General features: G+C 43.3%; 22 protein-coding genes. 11 read left to right on the top strand and 11 right to left on the bottom strand.

The window, feature by feature from the left end; translation table 11 throughout:
- Positions 1-88: 88 nt before the first annotated feature.
- On the bottom strand, positions 89-1,267 hold the full coding sequence (locus NI465_RS15065) for an MFS transporter (protein ID WP_435575063.1): 1,179 nt from the start codon (positions 1,265-1,267) through the stop codon (positions 89-91).
- A 346-nt stretch (positions 1,268-1,613) separates the two neighbouring features.
- Here NI465_RS15065 and NI465_RS15060 point away from each other — a divergent pair, with 346 nt between their 5' ends.
- Positions 1,614-2,315, top strand: coding sequence for a DsbC family protein (locus NI465_RS15060; protein ID WP_253145859.1), 702 nt, complete (start codon positions 1,614-1,616; stop codon positions 2,313-2,315).
- Between the two features lie 98 nt (positions 2,316-2,413).
- On the opposite strand, the gene NI465_RS15055 is transcribed toward NI465_RS15060, so the two are convergent.
- From NI465_RS15055 to guaD, 3 genes are all read right to left on the bottom strand, one after another.
- Positions 2,414-2,671 (bottom strand): GlsB/YeaQ/YmgE family stress response membrane protein, encoded by a 258-nt coding sequence (locus tag NI465_RS15055; RefSeq protein WP_004281926.1) that lies wholly within the window; start codon positions 2,669-2,671, stop codon positions 2,414-2,416.
- A gap of 172 nt (positions 2,672-2,843) precedes the next feature.
- The gene (gene hpt / locus NI465_RS15050; protein WP_004647133.1) at positions 2,844-3,371 is read right to left on the bottom strand and encodes a hypoxanthine phosphoribosyltransferase; all 528 of its coding nucleotides are present in this window, start codon (positions 3,369-3,371) and stop codon (positions 2,844-2,846) included.
- A gap of 224 nt (positions 3,372-3,595) precedes the next feature.
- A complete protein-coding gene (gene guaD, locus NI465_RS15045; RefSeq protein WP_253145857.1) occupies positions 3,596-4,924 on the bottom strand; it encodes a guanine deaminase in 1,329 nt (442 codons plus the stop codon).
- Between the two features lie 99 nt (positions 4,925-5,023).
- Here guaD and NI465_RS15040 point away from each other — a divergent pair, with 99 nt between their 5' ends.
- Entirely contained in the window at positions 5,024-5,596 is a 573-nt protein-coding gene (locus NI465_RS15040) for a nucleotidyltransferase family protein (protein ID WP_253145856.1), read from the top strand.
- 39 nt (positions 5,597-5,635) lie between these two features.
- Here NI465_RS15040 and NI465_RS15035 read toward each other — a convergent pair whose 3' ends face one another.
- A complete protein-coding gene (locus tag NI465_RS15035; protein WP_004728997.1) occupies positions 5,636-6,601 on the bottom strand; it encodes a TerC family protein in 966 nt (321 codons plus the stop codon).
- Between the two features lie 331 nt (positions 6,602-6,932).
- Positions 6,933-8,126, bottom strand: a complete 1,194-nt coding sequence (locus tag NI465_RS15030) for a sugar transporter (protein ID WP_253145854.1) — start codon at positions 8,124-8,126, stop codon at positions 6,933-6,935.
- A 155-nt stretch (positions 8,127-8,281) separates the two neighbouring features.
- Between NI465_RS15030 and NI465_RS15025 the strand changes: the two genes are divergently transcribed.
- Together NI465_RS15025 and NI465_RS15020 are read left to right on the top strand one after the other, a co-directional pair.
- Positions 8,282-8,560, top strand: a complete 279-nt coding sequence (locus tag NI465_RS15025; RefSeq protein ID WP_005108226.1) for a GNAT family N-acetyltransferase — start codon at positions 8,282-8,284, stop codon at positions 8,558-8,560.
- A 31-nt stretch (positions 8,561-8,591) separates the two neighbouring features.
- On the top strand, positions 8,592-8,882 hold the full coding sequence (locus NI465_RS15020) for a GNAT family N-acetyltransferase (RefSeq protein WP_026056558.1): 291 nt from the start codon (positions 8,592-8,594) through the stop codon (positions 8,880-8,882).
- Here the strand turns inward: NI465_RS15020 and NI465_RS15015 are convergent.
- A complete protein-coding gene (locus NI465_RS15015; protein WP_005245563.1) occupies positions 8,875-9,222 on the bottom strand; it encodes a hypothetical protein in 348 nt (115 codons plus the stop codon). The genes NI465_RS15020 and NI465_RS15015 overlap by 8 nt on opposite strands.
- Positions 9,223-9,418: 196 nt before the next feature.
- On the opposite strand from NI465_RS15015, the gene NI465_RS15010 reads away from it, so the two are divergent.
- Positions 9,419-9,892 carry a BLUF domain-containing protein gene (locus tag NI465_RS15010; protein WP_253145853.1) on the top strand — a complete coding sequence of 158 codons (474 nt, stop codon included), beginning with the start codon at positions 9,419-9,421 and terminating at the stop codon, positions 9,890-9,892.
- Positions 9,893-9,954: 62 nt separating this feature from the next.
- Here NI465_RS15010 and NI465_RS15005 read toward each other — a convergent pair whose 3' ends face one another.
- The 3 genes from NI465_RS15005 to NI465_RS14995 form a co-directional block, all read right to left on the bottom strand.
- Positions 9,955-11,037: a zinc-dependent alcohol dehydrogenase family protein gene (locus NI465_RS15005; protein WP_253145852.1), complete on the bottom strand. Its 1,083-nt coding sequence runs from the start codon at positions 11,035-11,037 to the stop codon at positions 9,955-9,957.
- A 359-nt stretch (positions 11,038-11,396) separates the two neighbouring features.
- Positions 11,397-12,761, bottom strand: a complete 1,365-nt coding sequence (gene mpl, locus NI465_RS15000) for a UDP-N-acetylmuramate:L-alanyl-gamma-D-glutamyl-meso-diaminopimelate ligase (protein WP_253145851.1) — start codon at positions 12,759-12,761, stop codon at positions 11,397-11,399.
- A 61-nt stretch (positions 12,762-12,822) separates the two neighbouring features.
- Positions 12,823-12,999, bottom strand: coding sequence for a hypothetical protein (locus tag NI465_RS14995; RefSeq protein WP_253145850.1), 177 nt, complete (start codon positions 12,997-12,999; stop codon positions 12,823-12,825).
- 4 nt (positions 13,000-13,003) lie between these two features.
- Here NI465_RS14995 and NI465_RS14990 point away from each other — a divergent pair, with 4 nt between their 5' ends.
- The 4 genes from NI465_RS14990 (at position 13,004) to NI465_RS14975 (ending at position 17,199) form a co-directional block, all read left to right on the top strand.
- A complete protein-coding gene (locus NI465_RS14990; protein WP_004647146.1) occupies positions 13,004-13,345 on the top strand; it encodes a DMT family protein in 342 nt (113 codons plus the stop codon).
- 198 nt (positions 13,346-13,543) lie between these two features.
- On the top strand, positions 13,544-14,056 hold the full coding sequence (gene purE, locus NI465_RS14985; RefSeq protein WP_004647147.1) for a 5-(carboxyamino)imidazole ribonucleotide mutase: 513 nt from the start codon (positions 13,544-13,546) through the stop codon (positions 14,054-14,056).
- 15 nt (positions 14,057-14,071) lie between these two features.
- Positions 14,072-15,193, top strand: a complete 1,122-nt coding sequence (locus NI465_RS14980) for a 5-(carboxyamino)imidazole ribonucleotide synthase (protein ID WP_253145849.1) — start codon at positions 14,072-14,074, stop codon at positions 15,191-15,193.
- 713 nt (positions 15,194-15,906) lie between these two features.
- Positions 15,907-17,199: a lytic murein transglycosylase gene (locus NI465_RS14975; RefSeq protein ID WP_253145848.1), complete on the top strand. Its 1,293-nt coding sequence runs from the start codon at positions 15,907-15,909 to the stop codon at positions 17,197-17,199.
- 103 nt (positions 17,200-17,302) lie between these two features.
- On the opposite strand, the gene NI465_RS14970 is transcribed toward NI465_RS14975, so the two are convergent.
- The gene (locus tag NI465_RS14970) at positions 17,303-18,430 is read right to left on the bottom strand and encodes an anhydro-N-acetylmuramic acid kinase (protein WP_253145847.1); all 1,128 of its coding nucleotides are present in this window, start codon (positions 18,428-18,430) and stop codon (positions 17,303-17,305) included.
- 80 nt (positions 18,431-18,510) lie between these two features.
- On the opposite strand from NI465_RS14970, the gene tyrS reads away from it, so the two are divergent.
- Entirely contained in the window at positions 18,511-19,725 is a 1,215-nt protein-coding gene (tyrS, locus tag NI465_RS14965) for a tyrosine--tRNA ligase (RefSeq protein WP_253145846.1), read from the top strand.
- Between the two features lie 541 nt (positions 19,726-20,266).
- Positions 20,267-20,539 (top strand): hypothetical protein, encoded by a 273-nt coding sequence (locus NI465_RS14960; RefSeq protein ID WP_253145844.1) that lies wholly within the window; start codon positions 20,267-20,269, stop codon positions 20,537-20,539.
- The last annotated feature ends 677 nt before the right edge of the window (positions 20,540-21,216 follow it).

Here is a 21,216-nt window from a genome sequence, read left to right as displayed (position 1 = left end):
AAAAAAGAGCGTATTTACATACGCTCTTTTTACAGCATTTTAACTTTTTTTGCTTAACTGACTGGCATTACTCAACTGAGGGCTTTTTTTAGACTGGTAGGCGGGATTTTTGATAAGCCCACCACAGCGCAAAACACAATAGACTGATCGCGATACAAAAGCTGATTACGGCGAAATCCAGCCCCCAGTGATCGGCCAGATAACCCACGGCAATGATAGGGACAATAGTGCCCAGATAGGCAATAAATAGATAGGTCGACATCACTGCTGCACGGTTGTCTAAGCTGGTCATTTGATGAATCAGGGCAAAAGCACCCATCAGGGCAAAACCATGGCCGATCCCAAAGCAAATATCACTGATAAAAAATAGCAGGCTGATTTTTGAATACATACATAGAGCCAAAACCATCAGGCTCAAACACATCATCATTAGGCCGATATTCAGACATTTAGACGCTGCGACCGCTTTGGTTATAAACTGCACGATCACTGAAACCACTAAGATACTGGTAATGGCCAGTCCGCTGACCAGAGGGCCATGCCAAGGTAAAATATTTCGGACAAAGGATGGCGAGAGGGAAGCAAACAGGCTAAAGGCGGCAAAGGCACTAAAAGCTGTCACTGCAATAATCATAAACACACGATGAAACTGGGCTTCAGGTCGTTGCAGTTTAGGCGCCATGCTAAAGGGCTGCACCTCAAACTTGGGTGCTTTAATCCAGAACAGGCCAATCAGACACAATACGGCACCCAGAATAATCGGCAAATATGGCATCACCAAAGGCGCAGCGGAAAACTGCGCAATCACGCCACCGACCAAAGGTCCCAAACCAAAACCCATTGCAGTAATGATTGAAATCAGTTGCGGTGCAGTGTGCTTATGGCTTTCCGGGATGGTATGCATTAAACCCATCATGGCAGAAGTGGTCATCAAGCCCGAGGCAATCCCAATAATAAAACGGCCAATCGAGAGGATCAGTGCATTCTGGGCAAAAACGGAAATGATCAGACCCAGCGTGATCAGGGCCAGACCAATTTGCAGGGTCCGTAAAAATCCGATGCTGTTACTGGTTCTGCCCAAAAACAACAAGGTCGAGAGGCAGCCAAACATATAGGCGACAAAAATGTAGGTGATCTGGCTGGGAAGCAAATGCCAGAGCTGTTGATAAATCGGATAAAGCGGACTGGCCAAAGCAGTACCAATCGTTCCCATCATTAAAGCCAGGCTGACCATCAAGAACGGTCGCCAGCTGGTCGTTATTGTCATGAAAATGCCGTTATAGTGTTGATCCTTGGCCAATCCATGTCAGGGCGTAGCGAGGAATATAGAAAGTGTCTGCAGTTTAGAATGGATACAGAAAATCGGTCAAGGTTGAATGAGTAAGATATTTATCATTTAAAATATTTTAACTATATAAAACAATTATTTATTATGAATATTGATGTGTTTTCTAGATAGATTGGAGTTCAAGCTAACGCTATACATGGTGTTCCACGTGAAACATTATGAGCTTATTTAACTGAGTGTAAACAGTAACATAAATGTTTGAGAAATTTAAAAGCAGAGCGATTAGAATCGAAGCATATTCTTATCCAATTCATGTAGAACATTCATGTTAAAAAAAATACTGATCATTAGTTTAAGTACATTGGTTTCAAGCTTCGCATTTGCCAATATTGATACGGTACAAGCTAACTTGGCAAAAAACAGTCCCAATTTAAAAATTGAAAATATTCAGACCACCGAGATGAAAGGTATCTATAGCGGTTCCATGCAGGGCCAAGTGGTTTATTTGAATGAAGATGCTAAACATCTGATTGCTGGCCCGATGCTGCGGATTCAGGATCAGCATAATCTGACCCGTGATTTAATGCTGAAACAAAATAGTATCGACTGGAAAAAATTACCGCTTCAGGATGCTGTGAAAAGTGTAAGAGGTACGGGTAAACGTCAGATTGCGATCTTTTCTGACCCAAATTGCCCGTATTGTAAAAAGCTTGAGCTAGAGCTGAAAAAACTGAATGACTTGACCATTTATACCTTTATTCTTCCTTTAAAACCCCAGTCGGTGGCTCCTTCAAAACAGGTGTATTGCGAGTCTAATCCAGCTCAGGCATGGGAAGATCTGATTGCTCAAGGAATTCAACCTAAATCGAAAAAAACTTGTGCCAATCCGATTGAACGGAATAAAAAACTGGCTCAGTCTATGGGCGTGAATGGTACACCTGCGATTATTTTTTCCAATGGTTTTAAAGTGATGGGTGCCTATCCGGCAGAGCAGATTGAGCAGATCTTTAAAGAATTCAATTTATAAAAATTAAATAAAGCTATCAGTCGCTCAATATAAAAAAGCACCTTTCCGGTGCTTTTTTATTCAGGTCGTCAAATCAACCTCAGAAACATCTGAATGGTTTAGACTGTACGGCGTTTGGTGACCATATTATAAATAAACAGAATAATCACAGCACCAATCACGGAAGCAATCAGCCCTGCTGCGGAATCTGCCGAATACAGACCGAGCATACGGCCACCAAAAGTCGCCAATAAGGAGCCGGCAATACCCAGCAAGGTGGTCATGATAAAGCCTGCCTTGTCATTACCCGGGTGAATGGCACGTGCAATCAGACCTGCTACAAAACCAATGACGATCGCCACAATAATTGTCCACATATGCATACTCCTTCTTGTCATGTCTTTGTTTTCACATCTGTTTAATCATCTTGAAATAAAGTCAGGATTATAAAAAGTTGAATCCTGAAACGAGATGTTATTTTTTGTTCCCGGCTTCCTGTCCATTTTAGGCATAAAAAAAGTGGCTTATGCCACTTTTTTCAACCTGATTTTAAAGACCGATTTCACCAATAAATGGCAGGTGACGGTACTTCTGGTCATAGTCTAGGCCATAACCCACAATAAATTTATCTTCAACTTCAAAGCCCATAAATTCGACTTTCAGATCGATTTCACGACGCGATGGTTTACTTACCAAAGTACACAGTTGAATCGAATTGGGTTCACGGGTTTGCAGGATTTCGAGTACCTTGCTTAAAGTGTTGCCTGAATCAATAATATCTTCAACGACTAACACATCTTTACCACGGATTTCACCGTCTAAATCTTTCAGGATTTTTACATCACGTGACGATACCGTGCCACCGCCATAACTGGACACAGTCATGAAATCCAGTTCATGCGGTTTTGAAATCACACGACATAAATCAGCCATAAAAATCACTGAACCACGTAATAAACCGATGAGCACAAGTTCTTTGTCACTATTGGCATAGTGTGCATTGATTTGAGCACCAAGCTCTTTGACTTTAGCTTGAATTTCTTCAGCGGAAATCATTACGCTCATTTGAACGGTCATGGGTAGATACCTAAAAAGTAAAAATAGCAAAATAAAAAAGGTGTTGACCTGCAACACCTGAATACGTCGCAATTTTAATACATCCCTAGCAGAGATGCACCTGTTTTGCTGGCTGTAAATGTAATCATTTTTTAGCCGCTGTTGAATCGCGTTTCAATAAAAAAACACAGCCCAGTGCAATTGCAGACAGGAGTAAGTATTGGCGATGGCGGGATTTTTTCGGTTTATTCACTGGCTGCTGCTTTGACATAGACGGCTGCTCCATAGACATAGGTGGCTGCAATATTACGGTCATCGCCAAGCATGGTCAGTGCAAAAAATGCATCTTCAATATTTTTAGCTCTGCTCTGGCGTAACTGCTGTAAGGCAGTGGCCTTAAGATCCAGCACCACAAAGTCGGCTTCTTTGCCAATATTAAAATTCCCCAGGCGATCATCCAGGCTTAGAGCTTTGGCACCGCCTAAAGTGGCATGATACAAGGCCTCAAAGGCAGAGAGTTTTTCGCCCTGCAACTGCTGCACCTTATAGGCTTCATTCAGGGTTTGCAGCTGATTAAATGATGTCCCTGCCCCAATGTCTGTACCTAAGCCGACTTTGACCCCTTTGTCCCAGGTCTTTTTCAGGGGAAATAGGCCACTGCCCAGGAACAGGTTTGAGGTCGGACAGAAGGCAATGGCGGAGTCGGTCTGATGCATACAATCCCATTCCTTATCTTCCAGATGCACACAATGTGCGAAGACGGACTTGCTCCCGGTTAAACCATAATGATGATACACATCCAGATAACCTTCACGTTCAGGAAAGAGTTCTTTTACCCAGGCAATTTCATTTTTATTTTCACTCAAATGGGTATGTACATACACGTCCGGATATTCACTTTTGAGCTGGCCGGCTTTTTGTAATTGTTCAGGTGTTGAGGTCGGTGCAAAGCGTGGGGTAATCGCATACAGGTTCCGCCCCTGTCCATGCCACTTTTCAATCAGCGCTTTAGAATCGGTATAAGCTGTTTCTGCTGTATCTGTTAGTGCTTCCGGAGCATGACGATCCATCAGGACTTTACCCGCAATCAGACGCATATTGCGTGTGGTTGCGGCATTAAATAAAGCATCTACGGATTCAGGATGAACGGTACAAAAGACCAGTGCAGTGGTGGTGCCGTTTTTAAGCAATTCCTGCACGAAAAATTCGGCAATTTTTTCGCTATAGGATGCATCTTTAAACTGGATTTCAGTGGGGAATGTATAGGTATTTAACCATTCCAGCAGTTGTTCACCATACGCCCCGATCATTTCTGTTTGCGGGAAATGAATATGGGTGTCGATAAAACCGGGAACAATCAGTTGATCTGGATAGTGCTGTAATTCAGCGTTGGTAGGAAGTCGTGACTGCCCTTCTTGCCAAGGACCAAACCACTGGATTTTACCCTCTTGAATGATGACTAAACCATCTTCTACATATCGCACTTGGTCGTGTATATCACGTGCTTGGGCAACTGTATTCTGAATATCGAGGAAGCGACCACGGATCGCTATCGTTGCAATTACAGAAGACATTTTAAACCTACGCTTTTTGATTTTTTCGATTGATTGTAGCTGAAAAAATTGCCATGTTTGTATGAACATTCATATTTAAATAGTGATCCCGATTCTTTTATGACCCCATCCAATTATCATGATCAATTTCAACAGATCGTGCGTGCGCAGCCGACCTTAATGCGCATCTTGCATCAGTTAGCACAATTACACTCTGACGCTTATGTCGCAGCGGGTGTGTTACGTCATGTGATCTGGGCGCATTTACATGGATGGGAATATGAAATAAATCATACTGAGGTCGATGTGATTTTCTATGATGAAAATGAGCAGGCTCGCGTTATAGAACAGCAACTTGCAGATCGGTTAAAAGAGTATTTTCCAGATATCCGTTGGGATGTGACTAATCAAGCCTTTGTACATGAGTGGTATCGTACCGATCAAAATGAAAATATTGAGCCTTTAACTTCAATTAGTCATGCGCTGTCATTATGGCCAGAAACTGTCACGGCCTTGGCACTGCGCCTGAAAGATGATGAATTGGAGTTGATTGCTCCTTTCGGTTTAGCAGATTTATTTGAGTTAAAGCTGCGTTGGAATCCGAATTTAGTCAGTTATGCCGTGTTTGAACAACGCATGCTGAGCAAACAGTTTTTGCAAAAATGGTCCAAATTATCCCTGATAGAACAATAAAAAAAGCCTGCTGATGCAGGCTTTTTTGATGATTACTTTTTACAGGGTGGTTTCGTTATATTTCTTGCTATGACGAATCGACAAGATCGCGGTCACAGTCAGGACAATCACAATAAAGCTCAAAGAAATCCAGATCGGCATATGGAACACATCCAGCATCAGCATTTTAAAGCCGATAAAGACCAGAATGATCCCGAGACCATAAGGCAGATAATGCATTTTTGAGGCTGCGCCCGAGAGCAGGAAGAACATCGCGCGTAGGCCTAAAATCGCCATCAGGTTTGCGGTAAGGACAATAAAGGGATCGGTGGTGACGGCAAAAATAGCTGGAATAGAATCGACGGCAAAGATCACATCAGAGGCTTCAACCAGGATCAGGACCAAGAACAACGGCGTTGCCCAGAGCAAACCATTCTGACGGACAAAGAATTTGTCGCCCTGAAGTTGCGGGGTAATACGCATATGTTTACGTAGCCATTTCAGAATCGCCATATCTTCAATATTGCTGTCTTCTTCATGCTGACCACGCAGGAATTTGAAGCCGGTATACACCAGGAACGCACCGAAGATATATAGAATCCAGGAGAATTCCTGCACGAACCACGCGCCAATAAAAATAAAGATAGTTCTGAGCACAATCGCACCCAGTACGCCATATAACAGCAGCTTGCGTTGCAGTGCGGGTGGAATGGCGAAGGCCGCGAAGATCATCAGCCAGACAAAGACGTTATCAATCGCCAGGGATTTTTCCAGCAGATAACCGGCAAAGTATTCCATGACCTTAGCATTGGCAATTGCCGTGCCTGCGGTCTGCTCCAGATACAGCCATAAGCCGCCACCAAATAAAGTCGCGACACTGACCCAGGCAATACTCCAGTAGGCAGCAGTACGGACTTTAACTTCCTGACCATGCTGATGCTTAAAGCCGACAAAATCGATTATCAGCATGACTGCGACAATCGCGAAAAAGACGAGATACAGCCAGAGTGTACCAATGGTTTCCATGTGAATTCTCCACATCGGACAACTAGCCATAAAAAAACCTTGACCAGTTGCCAGATGAAAAACATCTATAACAACATGATCAAGGTCTTGCCTACATCTTACTGTTCCACTTTTTTATATAAAGTGTGACTTCAAGATGCTCAGATACCGACTTTTTGCAAAGTGTAATGACGATATTCTGACACGTTTAAAAATTGAAATTTCATTCTTAAACGCTTGGAGGAGGCTACTCCCCTTGTTCAAACTAAATTTTATTTGAGCGGTAGCTCAATGTGCAGCAAGCATGACAGATTTTTGCTAAGACTACAATTTCATTTACAAAAATCATGCTTCAAGGCGCTTTCTTACCTAAGAAATCCGGACGCTGAATCAGGTATAAGCTGATCAGAAAACCCAAGCTGGCCAAGATTGCTCCTACCCAGCCAATACTATGTAATCCGATATGTGCCGTTACCAGACCGCCGAGTAAGGCACCGCCACCAATCCCGACATTGTACAGACCTGAAAAAATTGCCATGGCGACATCGGTTGCATCAGAAGCCAGATTTAAGGTCTTGGCTTGTAGAGCCAGACTAAACCCAATAATGCTGATGCCCCAGATTAACGCCAAGCTATTAAGCTGAAATACACCCTGAGACAGTGGCAGCAATAACAGTAGCGAGATCCCTAGCCCGAGTGTAAATAGCGGAATGGTGAGTCGGGGAAAATGCGGTGCAAAGCGGCCAAATACGTAAGAGCCGATCAGACCCGCAGCGCCATAAATTAGCAATAAGCTGGTGGTTTGCGCAGAGCTGAATTGCGCAATATTCAGCGCAAAGGGTTCAATATAACTATAGGCGGTAAATTGCGCACTAATCACAAGCACGGTAAGCGCAAAGACCAGCATCAGGCTGGGACGTTTTAGCAAGTTTTTTAAACTGCTGAGTGAACCTGAATTGACACTTGGCAATAAAGGCAAGGTTTTGGCCAGCAATACGCACACCACGCTCGCCACAATCCCAATCAAGGCAAAACTATTGCGCCAGCCATAGGCCTCCCCGACCATCCGGCCAAAGGGAATTCCCAGAACCATCGCCATGGCGGTACCGGTAGCCAATAAGCCCAGTGCCTGAAACTCTTTGCCCTTTGGCGCAACCCGCACAGCAAGCGACGCCGTAATTGACCAGAACAGCGCATGCGCCACGGCAATACCAATCCGGCTCAGCACCAGAATGCTAAAGCTCCAGGCAAAATAGGACAGCACATGACTGAAAATAAACACCGCAAATAAAACCATCAGCAGAAAGCGCCGTTCAATATTCTTGGTCAGTAACATCATTGGCAAAGACAATAGCGCCACAACCCAGGCATAAATTGTCAGCATCCACCCGACCTGAGTCGGTGACATGGCAAAACTGGTACCAATATCACTTAATAGCGCCACCGGGATAAATTCGGTGGTATTGAAAATAAAGGCAGCAGAGGCTAAAGCAATCACACAGACCCATTGACGCGTCACCGAGGAGGTGGAAGAAAAGCTGGACATACATATCTGATAAAAAGAACCGGCTCGCAGTTTAAACCTGTTGAGCAGAATGCGGTATTGGTCAGAAGGACAGATTCACAATCCTTTAAAAGAAATCTAACAATAGAGCAGGGAAAAATATGTCAGTCTGGCTTAAAAACAAGGAGAGGATCGGCATGTTGATCGAGCATCAGCAACAGGACACTGGAGGTTTATGGTTTGTAGAGCCAAATGAAAAACGTCTGGCAGAAATGAGTTATTCAAGAGTAAATGAAGATCAATTAGTGATTGAACACACCTGGGTCGATGACAGCCTACGCGGACAGCACGTCGGGTATTATCTGGTCGAGGCCGCTGTGAATTTTGCCCGTGAACACGGCATCAGGATTATTCCAAAATGCTCTTTTGCCAAATCCGTGTTCGAGCGAGAGCCTCGCTTTAATGATGTTTTATAATTTTAAAATGACAACAAAGGTTTAGATTCGTATGGAAATTAAATATCAAGATTCAAAACGTGGTGGTGTATTTTTTATGGAAGATCAAGGACGCCGCCTGGCGGAGATCACTTATCAATGGCGGGGCGATGCCGTTATAATTGCCGATCATACCTGGGTTGATGATTCCCTGCGTGGCCACGGTATTGCCCGAAAAATGCTGGATGCACTGGTCGATTTTGCCCGTGAGAAAAGTTTAACCATCATCCCGCAATGTTCCTATGTGGATGTCATGTTTAAACGTGACCGAAGTCTGGCAGATGTCGCAGCAACGGCTATTTAACTACCCAAGGGGATTTCCCGAAAGATAAATGCAGTTTTTCTTTCAAGGCAGGAATCAATATAACCTGTAACAGGGTATATAAACCGAAACCTGCCATCACGCCGGTCATCGCCCAGAAAATTTCTTCAAACTGTTGCAGCATCACTAAAATTGCCATGATCAGCAGGTAACTGGCATGAAAATAAATACGATGCCCAACAAATTTCAAGATCGTCCAGCTAATAAAAATTGAACTGATCAGCAGATTGGTTTGAGCGCTGAATTGCCAATTATTTAAAGTGATCATCAGGATAAAGCACACACATAACAAGGCGAGGGTTAAGATCAGATCTTTTAACATCAAGTGATCCTCATGTTCATGGTAGGTGTATGAAAATATTCGTTTAATAATTTAGGCACTATTGTTAAAAGTTTAATCCAGAAATGCAAACTGAAAACCATGTAAGCAAAAACGGATATTTGATTAAAAAATAGTCGACTTAATTTAAAATTATTGATTAAATTGTGTTTTTAATTCTTCCTTTTAGTGAGATGGCATGATCCTACAGCTTTGCTATGCCAGTGAACGCATAGAATCTGAACAAGAGTTGTTACAAGATTTGAGCGATATTTTGGCCACTGCCCGGAAGTTCAATCTTCAGCAGCAGATTCATGGGGTGTTGTATTATTCCCATGGCAAGTTTTTCCAGTGCCTTGAAGGTCAGGCTGAAGTAGTGGAAAGTTTATTTCAGAGCATTTGTCAGGATCCCCGCCATCACAATGTCCTACGTTTTGCAGATGCAATAGTAGAGCAGTCCCATTTCTCGGAATGGTCAATGAAATATGTGCATAAACACAGTGAAATTTCTTCTTTATTTTCACGTTTAGGTTTGAAGCAATTTGATCCGCATGCCTTACAGCAGTCAGGAATTGCCGAATTCCTCAAAGTACTGTATCGCCTGGAAGAAAATCAGGCCAGTTTGGCATCGCCAAAAGGCTATAAGCAGCGTGGTTATGTCCCCTATTTCTGATCTGAGGGGTAAATGCTGAAAATAAAAAAGTCCGCATAGCGGACTTTTTTGTCTGATGTGGATTAGCTCATGTCAATCATGACTTTTAAGGCCTTTTCATCGGAGGCATGTTTAAACACATCATAGGCTTTTTCAAAATCGGCAAATTTAAAATGATGGGTCGCCAGTTTTTCTAGGGGCAATTTACCGGAACAGCAGGTTTTCAGCAGCATACCTGTGGTATTGGCATTCACCAGACCGGTGGTGATGGTCAGGTTTTTAATCCAGAGTTTGTTAAGTTCAAAACTTACCGGTTTACCATGTACGCCGACGTTGGCAATATGCCCGCCCTCTTTCACGACATGCTGGCAAATATTCCAGGTAGGCTCCACCCCCACTGCTTCAATGGCACAGTCGACCCCGCGTCCATCGGTAATCTCTAGAATCTTTTGAATGGCATCTTCTTTGGCAGAGTTGATGATATGCGTCGCGCCGACAGTCTTGGCAAATTCCAGTCGGTTATCATCCATATCTACCATAATAATATTGGCGGGTGAATAAAACTGTGCAGTGAGCAGACAACTCATGCCGATTGGCCCTGCTCCGACAATCGCGACATTGTCGCCTGGTTTGACATCGCCATATTGCACCCCAATTTCATGTGAAGTTGGCAGGATATCTGAGAGGAATACGGCCACATCTTGATTCAGGCCATCGGGTAAATGATAGAGTGAGGTATCGGCAAAGGGCGTGCGTACATATTCGGCATGGGTGCCATCAATCATATAACCCATGATCCAGCCGCCTTCATTGCGGCAATGGGCATAGAGCTGTTTTTGGCAGTTTTCACAGGTTCCGCAGCGGCTGACACAGGAAATAATCACCCGGTCGCCCTTTTTGAAGTTCTGCACGGCGGAACCAACTTCTTCCACAATGCCAATACCTTCGTGACCTAAAATACGTCCCTTAAAGCTGCCCTCTTTACGCGTAGCCTCCTGCTCAATTTCCGGATTTTTACCTTTCCAGATACCCAAGTCGGTACCACAGATGGTGACTTTTTCGAGCTTAATGATGGCATCGCCGGGATGCAAAATGGTGGGAACCGGGCGGTCTTCAAAGCGGATATCATTTGCGCCGTAATAGACCATCGCTTTCATCGTTGTCATCACACATCTCCTAATGGAGTGAGGAATGAGAATGACCTGACTCAGCGAGAATAATGAACGCCTCGATTGCTTTTATACAGTGACAGCGATGGGCTGATTCATGATCTGGCTTTCAGGCCTATAGATACCTGTGTTCTTCTCGATTGTGCCTTGAGTGATATGGCGCTGCAATGAGTCTTGTGTACAGATTGCAACAAAAGATCATCCGAGATAGTTCAGAGATAAATCTGCTCTTTGGGTCAATGTTTAAATCATAGGATTGCAGGATCAAAACAACTGTTCACTTTTGCTGAAGCAAGGTCTTAATATGCTAAAAAAAAGCCCGCTAGGCGGGCTTCTTCACTTCACTTAAATCTGTTTTATGCTTGTAAAACAGTAATCAGCTTCTGATGCAAACCACCAAAACCGCCATTCGACATAATTACTACGGCATCGCCCTCACCTGCTTCTGCCACCACGGTCTGAATGATGTCATCCAGTGTGCGTGCAACTTTGGCTTTGTTTGGCGCAGCCTCAATGACCGGTTGCAGATCCCAGTCCAGGCCTTCCGGTTGATACCAGATCACTTCATCGGCCAGACGTGCTGAATGAGCCAAGCCATCTTTATGACTACCCATGCGCATGGTATTGGAGCGCGGTTCAATAATCGCCCAGAGTTTGCGTTCACCCAGACGTTTACGTGCGCCTTCTAAGGTCGTATCAATCGCCGTCGGATGATGGGCGAAGTCATCATACACCTCGATACCACGGACTGTGCTTAATAGTTCCATACGGCGTTTCACCCCGCCAAAATTGGACAGTGCTTCACAGGCAGTTTCAATCGATACACCAACGTGCTCGGCAGCGGCAATGGTGGCCAAGGCATTCGCCACCGAATGCTGCCCGGTCATATTCCACTGTACTTCGCCTTTGACTACGCCCTGTTGCAGGACTTTGAAATGTGAACCATCTGCTGACAATTGTTCTGCATAAAGTTCAGATTTTTCGTTGGCATCCAGACTGGTGCGCACTACAGGCGTCCAGCAGCCCTGCTCCAGCACTTCATCAATATTGCTTTCAGTAATCGGCGCGATAATCCGGCCTTCACTTGGAATAGTACGAACTAAATGATGAAACTGTTTTTGAATTGCGGCCAGATCATCAAAGATATCGGCATGGTCAAATTCTAGGTTATTTAAAATTGCGGTTTTTGGATGGTAATGTACAAACTTGGACCGCTTGTCGAAGAAAGCAGAATCGTATTCATCGGCTTCGACACAGAAGTATTTCCCGCCACCGAGACGCGCACTTTCTGAAAAGCCTAAAGGCACACCACCAATCAGGAAGCCCGGCTCCAGACCGGCTTGATCCAGTACCCAAGCCAGCATGGTTGTTGTTGTGGTCTTGCCATGAGTTCCGGCGACACCCAGCACATGCTTGCCTTGTAACACATGGTCAGCCAAAAACTGCGGACCTGAAATATAAGGCAGACCTGCATTCAGCATATATTCGACTGCATCAATACCACGCTTCATGGCATTACCGACAATGACCAGATCCGGATGCGGCTGCAAATGGCTGCGGTCATAACCCTGCATTAAAGTGATGCCCGCATTTTCAAGTTGGGTCGACATGGGTGGATACACATTCAGGTCTGAACCTGTTACCTGGTGGCCCAGATCGCGTGCAAGTAGCGCTAACGAGCCCATAAAGGTGCCACAAATACCCAAAATATGCAGATGCATCTACTTCACTCCGTTCCTGTCTGACCCATCACTTTATATTGGTGCTGTTGTCATGATTTATTCAATTTGCAAGCAACGATAGCAAGGCTTTAGCTGAAAAGATAGTGAAAATTCTGGCCTTGTTGCGGGATTTTTTAAATCCTGTTTCACGGGTAAATTCAAAGAAAATTTCAGAGCGATGCAATATCTTTTCGCCAAATAAACCGTAAAATAAGTTCGACCTTTTTGCAGAGTGCATGCAGATGCTCCCGGCTTTATTTCTTCTGGTAATTGCCAACTGTTTTATGACCCTGGCCTGGTATGGGCATTTAAAATTTTTGCCGCATGATGCACCGCTCTGGCAAGCGATTTTGTTCAGCTGGGCCATTGCTCTGTTTGAATATAGCCTGATGATTCCGGCGACCAAATTACTGGCGCAGCAAGGACTCGCAGTCGGTCAAATGAAAATTACCCAAGAAGTCGTGACCTTACTGGTCTTTGTTCCTTTTATGATTTTCATGTTTAAGCAGCCTTTTAAACTGGATTATCTCTGGGCTGCTTTATGTCTGTGTGGATGTGTCTATTTTGTATTCCGCAGTTCCTAAATAGTTGTAACTGCGGCTACTCCCCTATTTTTATTACAGTTTTTGAAAATGCAATAAAAAAACAAGAAAAATCGAGCCTTGCTTTGACCGTTAAATTTTATGAAGCTGAATTTTCAGTCTATAATACGCACTCCTATTCAAGCTTGGCTCTCTCGTCGAGATTTATCTTTTCTCACTTTAATCTCTGGAAAATTTGCAATGAATGCGGCTGCTGCACAAGATACTCCTCTCGTAGGTATTATCATGGGTTCTCAATCAGATTGGGCAACTCTCGAACACACTGCCAATATGCTCAAGCAGCTTGGTGTCCCATTTGAAGCCGAAGTCGTTTCTGCACATCGTACTCCAGACCGCCTGTTTGAATATGCTGAGCAAGCGCGTGATCGTGGTATTCAGGTGATTATTGCTGGTGCAGGTGGTGCAGCGCATTTACCGGGTATGTGTGCGGCGAAAACTGATCTTCCAGTTTTGGGTGTACCGGTGAAATCTTCGATTTTAAACGGTGTTGATTCATTGCTGTCTATTGTGCAAATGCCAGCCGGTATTGCGGTGGGTACCTTGGCCATCGGTCCTGCCGGTGCCACCAATGCTGCCATTATGGCCGCGCAAATTCTGGGTTTGACCCGTCCAGAAATCGCAAAAAATGTTGCAGATTTCCGTGCAGCGCAAACAGATAAAGTGGCAAGTAACAATATTCCAGGCCAAGCTTAAGTCGAGACACAGATTATGGATAAAACCATCGGTATTTTTGGTGGCGGTCAGCTGGGTCGTATGATGGCGCAAGCGGCACTTCCATTAAATATTCAATGTACATTTTTTGAAGCCAGCACAGACTGTCCTTCTGCTGCTTTGGGTCCGGTGATTTCGAGCCAGGCTGAAAATGGTCTGCAAGACTTTATTAATAGTGCAGATGTATTTAGCCTTGAGTTTGAAAATACGCCACTTACAGATGTTGATGTACTGACGCAAAGCAAGCAACTGCATCCGCCGCGTCAGGCTTTGGCGATTGCCCAGCATCGTCTGTCTGAAAAAGCCTTGTTTGATGAACTGGCTATTCCGGTTGCACCGTACAAAGCGGTCACTTCACTGGAAAGCTTAGAGGCTGCTGTAGCTGAACTGGGCTTGCCGATCGTACTGAAAACCTCGCGTGGCGGTTATGATGGTAAAGGCCAATTCGTTTTACGTTCGACCGATCAGATGGATCAGGCCTGGGCAGAATTGGGCCCTGCAGGTGAGCTGATTGCAGAAAGCTTTGTCACCTTCTCACGTGAAGTATCAATTATTGCCGTACGCGGCCAAGATGGTGATGTCAAAACCTGGCCATTGGCTGAAAATCATCATCATAACGGCATTCTGTCGCACTCGATTGTGCCTGCACCGAACAGCGCAGATTTGCAACCTGTGGCGCAAGATTACATCACTCGTCTGCTGAATCACTTGAACTATGTCGGTGTCCTAACCCTTGAGCTGTTTGTGACAGACAATGGCCTATATGCCAACGAGATGGCACCACGTGTGCATAACTCGGGTCACTGGTCGATTGAAGGTGCAGTATGTTCGCAGTTTGAAAACCATGTGCGTGCCGTGGCAGGTTTACCTTTAGGTTCAACTGAAGTGATCCGCCCAACTGTTTTGGTGAACATCATTGGTCAGCATCCGAAATCTGCAGATGTACTTGCTCTGGAAGGTGCACATTTGCATCTTTACAATAAGTCAGAGCGTGAAGGTCGCAAGATTGGTCACATTACCCTGATGCCAAATGATAGCGCGCAATTGTCTGTACTTTGCCGCCAACTGGCGAAAATTTTACCGAATCCATTGGCATTGAGCGAAGATATGACCATCTAGGCTTTAACTTGCTGATAAAAAAAGCGATCACTTCGGTGATCGCTTTTTTATTTGTCTGCTTTCAGGCATGATTGCGCCTCTTCAAAAATACCTGCCATTGGTCGGATCAGTTTTTAAATAAATTGCTTACAAACTGATCAATTGAGTATAAATATAACAATTCAATAAAACCTTTTTTACAGCTGAATTTTGCCATATTCACTTGTAGATAAGCCTGAAATCAAAGTTTGAATTTAAAACTGGAAAGTAGTTTTGAATTTAAATTCATAAAAACAAATTCAAATTTAAATCGGGCTTTGAATTTAAACTTGCGCTTTTAAATTCAAAAAATATGAATTCAAATTTAAAACTGGATAAATGAATTCAAAGTTTTTGAATTTAAAAATATTAGCCCATTATTCAAATGAATTTAAAACAAAAACGAGTGTAATTAGAGCATGTTGATGATCGTGACTCGCTTTTCCTGAAACAAGTTATCCCCAGTAATTTTTAAATTCAAAACTGATTGCAAGTGTTTTGAATTTGAATTTAAAAATCCCGCTGATTTGAATTTAAATCAGGCTTGTGGATAACTCATGTTTAAATTTAAAGATTACAAAATGAATTTAAAAGTGTAGGAATTATGAATTTAAATTTACGCATTGGCGCTTTAATTTTCATCATGAGCTGCTAAGGTAGAAACATAATTCAAAATCTAAATACTCAAGGGTCTTATGCAACGGCTTGCACTTTTTATTGGTTCTGTGGTCTTGGCTGCTTCACAGGCACAGGCTGAACTTATTATTAATGGTCAACGTGTCACGCCGACTGATTTGACCTCTAGTTCAAATATCCCGAATTATGCCTCCCAAAATAATTTTCAAAACTGTCTCGCCAATTTGCGCAGTCAAGCTGTTGCTAGAGGTGTAAGCGGCAGTACCTATGATCGTTATACCCAAAACTTAAGCCCTGATTATTCAGTGATTGAACGCCTGAATTACCAGCCTGAATTTTCTACCCCAATTTGGGATTATCTGTCTGGTTTGGTGGATGAAGAACGGGTTCAGCTCGGCCGGCAAAAATTACAGCAACATCGTGAGGTGCTCAATCGTGTTGCTGCCACCTATGGTATACCTGCAGAAACGGTAGTTGCGGTATGGGGTGTCGAAAGTAATTTTGGTGATATTTCGGGGAAATATCCTTTATTACAGGCTTTAGGAACTTTGAGCTGTGAAGGTCGTCGCCAGAGTTATTTCCGTGGTGAGTTTTTTACCACTATGAAACTGTTACAGCGTGGCGATGTGCGTGAAGAACAATTAAAGGGTTCCTGGGCAGGCGCATTTGGTCATACCCAGTTTATGCCATCGACTTATGATGAGCTTGCAGTTGATTTTGATGGTGATGGCCGACGTGATCTAGTTTCGAGCATTCCGGATGCACTCGCATCAACTGCCAACTTTTTAAGCAAGCGTGGCTGGCAGAGCGGAAAACCTTGGGGATTTGAAGTCAAGATTCCGCAAGGCATGTCGGTTTCCGGTGAAGGCCGAAGAAATAAAAAATCCTTGAGTAGTTGGATCAATCAAGGTGTAGTTCGTGCCGATGGTTCGGCATTGGTTCAAGGAAATTTATCACAATCCTCTCAGGCCGGATTGCTTGCACCTGCAGGCCCGAGTGGCCCGGTGTTCCTGGTCTTTAAAAACTTCGATGCCATTTATAGCTATAACGCGGCAGAAAGTTATGCCTTAGCGATTGCGCATTTATCCGATCGTTTGCAAGGTAAAGGCTCATTTATGGCCACATGGCCTACTGATGATCCGGGAACTTCGCGTGCAGAACGTCGTGAGATCCAGCAATTTCTGTTAAACCGTGGCTATGATATTGGTGCAGTGGATGGTCTGATTGGAGATAAAACCCGTCAGGCGATTCGTCAGGAACAGCAGCGTTTGGGCTTAAGTCCTACAGGTCGTGCCGGTCAGCAGATTCTGCGTGCTTTTAGAAATGAAAATGCCAAACGCATGATGCAATAAAAATATTGAAAACGAAAAAAGGTCTGCATTCATGCAGACCTTTTGTGATGACTGTTTTTGAGTAGCTATTATAGTCATGCAAGATAATAGTAATTCGCTGAATTTAAACAGCAGTAATGGTGCCGAGGACGCGATAGCCAGCGGCACCAGTGACTGCAGGCAAGTTACCATTCAGCTGGTTCATAAAACGCATGGCCAGCCAGGCAAAGGCAGTAGCTTCTACCCAGGTCGGACTGAGGCCCAGATCGGCGGTAGTCTGTACGCTCCATTCATGTTTGCGCAGGCGCCAGCGCAACTGCTCCAGTAAATGTGAGTTATAGGCACCGCCACCGCAAACAAAAACCTGTCCGGTATCCATGCCAGAGCGGTAAATTGCTTTTTTAATGGCACGGGTAGTGAGCTTTAATAAAGTCGCCTGTACATTTTCTGGAGTATCTTCCAGTTCATCGTATTGCAGGTCATTGCGCCAGTCAGCAATCTGTTCATCCAGCCATTCCAGGTTGAAATCTTCACGACCGGTACTTTTCGGAGGTTCTTTGGAGAAGAATTCGTGTGACTGCAAGCGATCAAGCAAACTGCGAATCGGGGTGCCATAGGCTGCCCAGTTGCCATTTTCATCAAAAGGCTGACCGGTATAACGGGAACACCAAGCATCCATCAAGATATTGGCCGGTCCGGTATCAAAACCATAAACCTCTTCAGGCTTCCCGGCAGGCAGCAGGCTGACATTGGCAATGCCACCCAGATTTAAAATTACCCGGTGAATGCTGTCATGCTGGAAAATATCCTGATGAAATGCTGGAACTAAAGGTGCTCCCTGACCACCTGCCGCCAGATCACGACGACGGAAATCTGAAATCACCGGAATCTGGGTAATTTCAGTAATGATATTCGGGTCACCAATTTGCAGCGTGAAGCCATGTTCAGGACGATGCCGGATGGTCTGGCCATGCGAGCCAATCGCCTTGATTCTGGATTTATCCAGGTTATTTTTTTCAATCAGCGCATTAATGCCATGACCAATCATTTGTGCCAGTGCAACATCGGCCTTACCCATACGGTCAATTTCATTGTCATCCGGCAAAGTCAGTGCCATCAGCTCATCCCGAAGGTTAGGATCAAATGCCAAAGTGAGTGTGGCATGAAGCTGGAGTGGATCAAAAGAAGCAGCAACAATATCGACACCATCCATGCTTGTGCCGGTCATTACCCCAATATAGATCGCTGTCATGGTTATTCTTAAGCCTGCAATATGCTGAAAAAGTGTTAGTATATCGCACAAATTGAGTAACTGATGTATTGGATTTTGTGATGTCAAATTTCCTGCCGGCTGAAGAACAACTTGCCCTCATTCAACGAGGCACCCACGAAATTATTTCTGAAGAAGATCTTCTCAAGAAATTAAAATTGAATCGTCCATTAAAAATTAAAGCGGGTTTTGACCCGACTGCGCCTGATTTGCACTTGGGCCACACAGTTCTCATTAATAAGTTAAAAGTATTTCAAGATTTGGGTCATGAAGTATTGTTCCTGATTGGTGACTATACTGCGATGATCGGTGATCCAACCGGAAAAAGTGCTACACGTCCACCGTTGTCACGTGAACAAGTTTTAGAAAATGCTAAAACTTATCAAGAACAAGTATTTAAGATTCTTGATCCAAACAAAACCAAAGTGGTGTTCAACTCGGAATGGTTTGCTCAAAAAACTGCAGCTGATCTGATTCAACTGGCATCTCAGCAAACGGTTGCACGTATGCTTGAGCGTGATGACTTTACCAAGCGCTATAACAATCATCAGCCAATCGCGATTCATGAATTCTTGTATCCATTGGTTCAGGGTTATGACTCGATCGCACTGGAAGCAGATGTAGAGCTGGGTGGTACAGACCAGACCTTTAACCTGTTGATGGGTCGTACGCTTCAAGGTCGTTATGATCAGGAACCACAAGTCTGTATTACTGTACCAATTCTTGAAGGTCTGGATGGCGTCAACAAGATGTCCAAGTCTTTAGGTAACTATATTGGTGTATTTGATGCACCAGGTGCGATGTACCAAAAAGTGCTTTCAATGCCGGATTCTCTGATCGAGCGTTATTTTGACCTGTTAAGTTTCAAGTCAATTGAAGAAATTCAGCAACTATTAAAAGAAGTGGCAGAAGGCCGTAATCCGCAAGAAGTCAAAAAGATTCTCGCGTTAGAGCTGGTCGAGCGTTTCCATGGTGCTGAAGCAGCTGCCAATGCACATAAAGGTGCAGGTAATATCATTACTGAAGGTGAATTGCCTGAAGGTACGCCTGAAGTGACCATTTCACGTGCTGAATTCGGTGGCGAAATCTTTATTACTTCAATTTTACGTGAAGCAGGCTTAACTAAAAATGCAGCACAAGCCAAAGATGCACTTGGTCGTGGTGCGGTAAAAGTGGACTGGAAGCCAGTTGATGCCTCTTTTTCTGTGAAAGAGAACGTGACTTTGATTATTCAAGCGAGTAAAAAATCCATCGCTAAAGTGACTTTTGTTGACTAAATTTAGAGCTAAGTTATTGAAATAAAAGCAGGCTTCGGCCTGCTTTTTTATTGATGTCCTATATTCATAAATCGAATAAGTAACTTCAAAAAAAACCCTATGAAAACAATAGGTAATTTTTTCCAAATTGCTTGCTTTTCATCTTTATTATGTATAGGATTTATTCATCTAGAGAATTCGTTTAGAGCATCTAGAGGGTAGTAAAAATAATAGTACTCCACAACTGAGAAGTCTCTTTTCCAAGAGGCTCTTTTTAAAAGCTTTAAAGCGAATAACTATAATAATGACATAATGGATCAGGTAAAGATTCAATTCTAAGGAGGAGATTTTGGGAGAGATCTCTTCCTTTTTTATTTATTCTGATTGCGTAATCAAAATATAAATCTGCATGCCTACTCTTCTTGTTGAACAACTAAACTTAAAATTAATCAGCAAATCGAACTTAGGTGAATGACCTCTAAGGGTGAGTTCATTTCAATTGACTCCAAAATGACTCCAAAAGAAAAGTGCAAAACATAAAAATTAAAGCAGAGGTGATTGAATGTATCGCTTTCCAACAGAAGATATTTTTAATGAACAAATCGATTGCATATTACGGTTCTTATTTGAATACCAGCCGGTCGAACAAAAACAGCAAATCTATAGATCTGTCTATACTTTATTTATGCAGCTTGATCTGGCCGCGCATTACTTTTTATTTTCCCTGATTGAAGAGCAGTTACCGCGACGCGCGAAATTATTCTTTGTTGCCGAGGATTATCAGGGTAAGAAAGACATGATTGTAGAAGTTATGCAACATTGGCTTGGGCAGTAAAAACAGGAAAAAGTCGCTTAATGCAAAATAACAGGCTTTATCTTCTATATATAAGTGATCTAAGCATGGTTTTGGGATTCGAAAACTAAAAATGAATACCTCTTCTATATAGCAGCCTAAGAATAGGCTTTTATAAAAGCTTTTTACGTCAAAAATAACTCATCAATTGAGGAGTCTAGGATTTAGATCGGTTTGTTGGGCAAGGTAGGGGAATTTTGGTTTTCTTTTGACGAGCTAATTTAAATAAAAGACAAGATTTTAATATCAAAAGGCTAAAAATACTGTTTTAAAGATTATTGTGATAGTTTTTAGGTCTAAATGAATTTTCGGTTATAAAAATAAAATGAAGTGTTTAGTGGGTTTATTGCATAAAAACGCTTAAAAATTAGATAAAAAAGCGATTTTTTAGTAATTTTTGTAGAAAAAAAAGACATACGTGAAAAATATAGTGAATTGGGGGTTGCAATGATTCTGAAATCCTCTAGAATGCATCCATACCGACGAGATAGACGGAAACGAACGAAGCAGAATGGCGGAGTTGTTGAGTTTATCGAAGTCCAGCTTCTGGCACTGACGAGGTGTTGGAAAGATCATTAAGAGATTATGAAGAACAACTTGTGTGGATTTTTACTGGTTGATTGATCGAAATTATTTTCATTGATTGATGGTAGAAATTA

It is taken from the genome of Acinetobacter lwoffii, assembly GCF_024129855.1.
Taxonomy (GTDB): Bacteria; Pseudomonadota; Gammaproteobacteria; order Pseudomonadales; family Moraxellaceae; genus Acinetobacter; species Acinetobacter lwoffii_L.
This window is presented reverse-complemented; position numbering and strand designations above follow the sequence as displayed.